This is a genomic window from Methylibium sp., assembly GCF_013817365.1.
Taxonomy (GTDB): Bacteria; Pseudomonadota; Gammaproteobacteria; order Burkholderiales; family Burkholderiaceae_C; genus Methylibium.
Genome location: NZ_JACDCU010000267.1, coordinates 1 through 5,868, shown reverse-complemented (window position 1 = coordinate 5,868; position 5,868 = coordinate 1). Strand labels below are relative to the sequence as shown.

Below are 5,868 nucleotides of genomic sequence, written 5' to 3'. Positions count from 1 at the left end.
TCATGGGCGGTGCCCAAGGGCCCGAGCTTCGATCCCACTGACAAGCGCATGGCCGTGCGCACCGAGGACCACCCGCTGTCCTATGGCGCCTTCGAGGGGACCATCCCGCCCGGGAACTACGGCGCCGGCACCGTCATCGTGTGGGATCACGGCACATGGACGCCGATCGGCAACGAAGATGCCCGGCCTTGCTGCGGAGTTGAAGGCGCTCGGGATGGGATCGGCGTGGCTCGCCGGGCGTTGCTCGAGCGCTTGCTAAAAGGCAAGACCAGCGAGCACCTTCGATTCAGCGAGACCTTCGCCGCCGATGCGGCGAGCGTCCTGCGCTCGGCCTGCGAGATGCACCTGGAGGGCGTGATCGCCAAGCGCACCGATGCGCCCTATCGCTCGGAGCGCAGTGAAACCTGGCTCAAGCTCAAGTGCCACCGTCGGCAGGAGTTCGTGGTGGGCGGCTTCACGGACAGGGCGGGCGCCTCGGCGGAGGTCGGCAGCCTCCCCACCGCGCCGTTCGATGCGGCGGGCAGCGGCGGGAAGAGTCGGGGGCCGCGCTCGCGCAGTCCTCCGCGCCTGCGCCGGCGTCAAGGTCGGCGTCAGCGTCGGCGGCAGCGGAATCCGCCATGAGCGTGAAGGTATCCAACCCGCAGCGCGTCATCGATCCGAGCAGCGGCCTGAAGAAGATCGATCTGGTGCGCCACTACGAAAGCGTCTCGGACTGGATCCTGCCTCACCTGAAGGGCCGCCCCGTCTCGCTCGTTCGCGGCCCGAAAGGCGTCACCGGCCCGCTCTTCTTCCAGAAGCACGGCGAGAAGATCGGCATTCCGGGCATCACCGAACTCGACCCGTCGCTCTGGCCGGAGCATGACGCGCTGCTGCAGATCGACACGCTGCAGGCCCTGCTCGGCGCGGCACAGATGAACGTGATCGAACTGCACACCTGGAGCTCGACCTCGAAGAACATCGACAAGCCCGACCGCATGGTGTTCGACCTCGACCCGGGCGAAGGCGTGGCATGGAATGCGGTGCGAGAGGGCGCCGTGCTGACCCGGGCGCTCTTGCAGCACCTGGGCCTGGAGAGCTGGCTCAAGACCAGCGGCGGCAAGGGCCTGCACGTCGTCGTGCCAATCGCGGCTCGCTGGGACTAGGACACCGTCAAGGATTTCTCTCAAGCGATCGTTGTGCATCTCGCGCAGACCATTCCCGATCGCTTCGTCGCCAAGAGCGGCCCTGCCAACCGGATCGGCAAGATATTTGCGGACTACCTGCGCAACGGTCACGGCGCGACGACTGCAGCGGCGTTCTCCGCCAGGGCGCGCCCCGGGCTGGGGGTTTCGATGCCGGTCTCGTGGGAGCAGCTCGCCGGGCTCAAGAGCGGCGCGCAATGGACGATCGCCGATGCGCGCGAGCATCTGTCTTTTCAGAAAGACGACCTCTGGACCGACTACTGGAAGGCGAAACAGTTGCTCACCGGCGCCATGAAAACGCTCGGATTCAAGCCGCAGGAAAAGTCCAAGTCGACAAGATCCAAGCCCAAGCGGAGCTAGCGGGAACCCGCGGCCGCGCCAACGCGAGCCGAGTCCTCAGCAGTCGGGGCACTCCATGATGACGTCCAGTTCGGTCTGCTCGTCGTAGCCGTGGTCGAGCAGCGTGTGCCCGCGGCAGGTAAGGCAGGGTGCAGCAGGCGGCTTTGCCAGGCCGCGCCAAGGCGCGGCCTGATGCGCGCTCGGCGCTTCCTCGAGCGCCGCCGCTGGCGGGCTTGCCGCATCGGCGAACCAGCCTTCGCCGCCCCAGCAGGCATAGCGGCCGGCCGGCGCCTTCCGCTCGTACACACCGGCATGGGCGGGGCGATGGCTGCCATCGAACCAGGCGGTGAGCGCGTACCCGGCGCCCTTGTTGCGGAGTCTCGAGGTCATCTGGTCACTGTAGCGGTGGGCAACGCCGCTTCGCACACTTCTTCGACCAAGCCCGCAAGCGGTGCAGGTCCACCGGCTTGATCAGAGTGGCTGAGCCTTGACGAAATCGTCCGCCTGTTGCGAGTGCACCAGATCGAAGCTGGTGCGCCCGTGCACCAGTAGCGCTGCACCGCAGCGCCGCCTTGTCCGGTCCCACGGTGTGCTGACCCTGCGCGCCTGCGTGGAGCAACGCGTTTTCCCTGCGTTGACGCCGGCCTGGCACGCACCTAGCATGAACCAGCCCCAGCCGCCGTGTCCGCTGTTGTCGAGCAAGGCTGCACTGTCTTATCCATTCGAGGAAAACTGATGACCCAGACACGACGCACGCTGCTGCGAAGCGGTTCGGTGGCAGCCCTTGCCGGCACGGCACTGGGCTTTCCGGCGATCGCCAGAGCCCAGGAGAAGTTCAGCTGGAAGATGACCAGCGCCTACGGCAAGGGCTCGCCCTTCTACATGGAGGGCCCGGGCAGTGCCACCGATCTTGCGAAGCGCATCGACGCAATGTCGGGCGGGCGGCTCAAGATCCAGGTGTTCGGCGCGGGCGAGCTGATTCCCGCGCTCGAAGGCTTCGACGCCGTGCGTTCCGGCACCGTGGAGATGAACCACGCCAACAGCTACTTCTGGACCGGCAAGACCTTCGCGGCGCAGTACTTCACCGCCGTGCCTTTCGGCCTCAACTTCCAGGGCATCAACGGGTGGCTCTACGACGGCGGCGGCATGGCGCTGTGGAACGAGGTCTATGCGCCCTTCGGCATGATCGCCATGCCCTGCGGGAACACCGGTGTGCAGATGACCGGCTGGTTCAAGAAAGAGATCAAGTCGAGTGCCGACCTCAAGGGCCTGAAGATGCGCATTCCGGGCCTGGCCGGCCGCGTCTATGCCGAGCTTGGGGTGGACGTGAAGCTGCTGCCCGGCGGCGAGATCTTCCCGGCGCTCGAGCGCGGCGTGATCGATGCCGCCGAGTTCGTCGGCCCGTTCCAGGACCGCAAGCTCGGCCTGCACAACGCCGCCAAGTACTACTACACGACCGGCTGGCACGAGTCGGCCACGGTGTCCGAACTGCTGATCAACAAGGCCGCATGGGGCAAGCTCCCCAAGGATCTGCAGGCGGTGGTGGAGAACGCGGCAGCGGCCTGCAACGTGATCAGCGAAGCTTGGTGCCAGCGCAACAACGCCGAGGCGATGGACGATCTGATCAAGAACCAGGGTGTGATCGCGCGGCCCTTGCCCGACGAAGTGATCCAGAAGCTGCGCGAAGTCACCGCCAAGGTGATTGCCGAGGCGGTGGCGAAGGACCCGATGACCAAGAAGGTGAACGACTCGTACAGCGCGTACCAGAAGAAGTACGAGGCCTGGGCCGGCTACAGCGAAGGGCCGTACCACAGCAAGATCGTTTCGGTCTGATGCCTCGCCCGCGCAGCAGAACGCGGCAGCCGTTGCGAAGCAAGGCATCGGCGAGCCGGAACCCGCACGTGCAACCGTTTTTGGGGCCGCAGTGAGCGCCCCGCCTCCCGCCGGCCACGGGGCGGCGAGCGGCACGTTGCCCGGCGCCTTCGTCGCCGCGGTGAACCGTGCCGTGGACCGGATCGGCCGTGCCGCCTCGTGGCTCACGCTGGTCATCGTCGTGGTGATGGCCGTCAACGTGTTGCTGCGCTACGTCTTCAGCATTGGCTCGGTGTGGTCGCAGGAGCTCGAGTGGCACCTGCTGGCGCCGCTGGTGCTGATCGGCATGACTTACGCGCTGAACAAGGGCGAGCACGTGCGCGTCGATGTGTTCTACGCGCGCTACTCACCACGCGGTCAGGCGGCGGTCGATCTGTTCACGGCCGTGCTTGCGGTGGCGCTCGCCGCGCTGGTGATCCGCTATTCGATGAACTACGTCGAGCAGTCCTACAGCATCGATGAAATCTCCGCCGACCCCGGTGGGCTCACCCACCGCTGGGTGCTCAAGGCGCTGATCCCGCTCGGCTTCGCTCTGTTCGGGCTGCAGGCCTTTGCGCAGGGCGTCGCGGCAGCACTGCGGCTGTCTGGCAAGCCGGCCGCGGAGAGCGGGCGATGAGCCCGCAGGAGTGGCTGGCGATCGGCCTGCTGATCGGTTTCTTTGCCCTGCTGATGACGGGCGTGCCGGTCGGCATCACGCTGGCGGCGAGCGGCTTCATCTTCGGCTTCATGGGCTTCGGCGAGAGTCTGTTCAACCTGCTGCCGGCACGCATCTACGGCGTGGTCGCCAACTACCAGTGGTTGGCGATTCCGCTGTTCGTCTTCATGGGTGTCATGCTGGAGAAATCGCGGCTGGCAGAGGATCTGCTCGACGTCATCGGCCACCTCGCCGGCGGGCTGCGCGGCGGCATGGCACTGGGCATCATCGGCGTGGGCGTGCTGCTGGGTGCGACCACCGGCATCGTCGGCGCGACCGTCATCACGCTCGGCCTGTTGACCCTGCCCACCCTGCTGCGGCGCGGTTACGACCCAGGAGTTTCGTGCGGCGCGATCTGCGCGTCGGGAACTCTGGGGCAGATCGTTCCACCGAGCCTGGTGCTCATATTGCTGTCCGACATCATGCAGTTGTCGGTCGGCACGCTGTTCGCGGCCGCCGTGTTCCCGGGGCTGATGCTGGCCGCGCTCTACTGCACCTGGATCGTGGTGTACGGCATGCTGCGCCCCAACGCCATGCCGCCGGTGCCGCGGGCCGAGCGCGATGCGCTCTCCCGGCGCGACCTGTGGCTGCGTGTCGTGAAGGTGGCGCTGCCGCCCGTGACGCTGGTGTTCGCGGTGCTGGGCTCGATCATCGGCGGCATCGCCGCGCCCACCGAGGCGGCCTCGATGGGCGCGCTGGGGGCGATCCTCGTGGTGGCGCTCGCGCGCCGGCTGTCGCTGTCGGTGCTGCGCGAGGTGATGCAGACCACCACGCGCATCTCGGCCATGGTGCTGTTCATCCTGATCTGCGCGCAGGTGTTCAGCCTGGCCTTTCGCGGGCTGCACGGCGAAGGCCTGATCGAGGACCTGTTCGAGATGCTGCCGGGCGGCATCAATGGCGACATCTGGTTCCTGATGGGGTTGATCTTCGTGCTCGGCTTCTTTCTCGAGTGGATCGAGATCAGCTACATCGCCGTGCCGCTGTTCCTGCCGATCTTCAATGCGGCGGGGGTCGATCCGGTCTGGCTGGCGATGCTGATCACCATCAATCTGCAGGCTTCGTTCCTCACGCCGCCTTTCGGCTGGTCACTCTTCTTCCTTCGCGGTGTGGCGCCGCCGGAGATCACCACGCGGCACATCTACGTCGGCGTGCTGCCTTTCGTGGGGCTGCAGATCGTGGGCGTCGCCCTGCTGTTCCTTTTTCCGCCCATCGCCACCTGGCTGCCGGAGGCGATCGGCTGGTAGGCTCATCCGGCTCACCGCATCCACCGGGCCCACACGTCATGACTCAATCTTTTCTCGGCCGCCGCGGCATCGCCGTGGCGCCGCACAGCCTGGCAGCCGAGGCCGCCCTGAGCGTTCTGCGCGAAGGCGGCAACGCGCTCGAAGCCATGATCGCGGCGGCGGCCTCCATCGCCGTGGTGTACCCGCACATGAACTCCATCGGCGGCGACGGCTTCTGGGTCATCAATGGGCCGGGCGGGCAGTCGCTGGGCATCGATGCCAGCGGCGCCAGCGCCGCCGCCGCCACGCTCGAGGCGTATGCGCCGCGTGGCGTGGGCGGCAGCATTCCGTTTCGCGGCGGCCTGGCCGCGCTCACGGTGGCCGGCACGGTGTCGGGTTGGGGTGCGGCGCACGTGCTGGCCCGGGAGTGGCGCGGGCGGATGCCGCTGTCGCGGCTGCTCGAGGATGCGATCTGGTATGCGCGGGAAGGCATCCCCGTGACGCACAGCCAGTGGGCCTGCACGACGGCCAAGCGGGCCGAGCTGAACCCGATCGCGGG

General features: G+C 67.2%; 6 protein-coding genes and 1 pseudogene. 6 read left to right on the top strand and 1 reads right to left on the bottom strand.

The genetic code is table 11. The annotated features are described in order from the left end of the window. Positions 1-621, top strand: a 621-nt coding sequence (locus H0W38_RS15140) for a DNA polymerase ligase N-terminal domain-containing protein (protein WP_292455510.1), incomplete at its 5' end; no start/stop codon positions are given. Next, positions 618-1,541, top strand: a pseudogene (gene ligD / locus H0W38_RS22125) (non-homologous end-joining DNA ligase). The gene H0W38_RS15140 and the pseudogene ligD, both read left to right, overlap by 4 nt. 36 nt (positions 1,542-1,577) lie before the next feature. Here the strand turns inward: ligD and H0W38_RS15125 are convergent. Continuing rightward, entirely contained in the window at positions 1,578-1,910 is a 333-nt protein-coding gene (locus tag H0W38_RS15125; RefSeq protein WP_292455503.1) for a hypothetical protein, read from the bottom strand. Between the two features lie 345 nt (positions 1,911-2,255). On the opposite strand from H0W38_RS15125, the gene H0W38_RS15120 reads away from it, so the two are divergent. The 4 genes from H0W38_RS15120 to H0W38_RS15105 form a co-directional block, all read left to right on the top strand. Beyond that, on the top strand, positions 2,256-3,353 hold the full coding sequence (locus tag H0W38_RS15120) for a TRAP transporter substrate-binding protein (RefSeq protein WP_292455501.1): 1,098 nt from the start codon (positions 2,256-2,258) through the stop codon (positions 3,351-3,353). Between the two features lie 91 nt (positions 3,354-3,444). Then, positions 3,445-4,008 carry a TRAP transporter small permease subunit gene (locus H0W38_RS15115; protein WP_292455499.1) on the top strand — a complete coding sequence of 188 codons (564 nt, stop codon included), beginning with the start codon at positions 3,445-3,447 and terminating at the stop codon, positions 4,006-4,008. Beyond that, positions 4,005-5,330, top strand: a complete 1,326-nt coding sequence (locus H0W38_RS15110) for a TRAP transporter large permease subunit (protein ID WP_292455498.1) — start codon at positions 4,005-4,007, stop codon at positions 5,328-5,330. The genes H0W38_RS15115 and H0W38_RS15110 overlap by 4 nt, the downstream gene beginning before the upstream one ends. 38 nt (positions 5,331-5,368) lie before the next feature. Next, the coding region (locus tag H0W38_RS15105) for a gamma-glutamyltransferase (RefSeq protein WP_292455495.1) at positions 5,369-5,868 on the top strand (500 nt) is incomplete at its 3' end.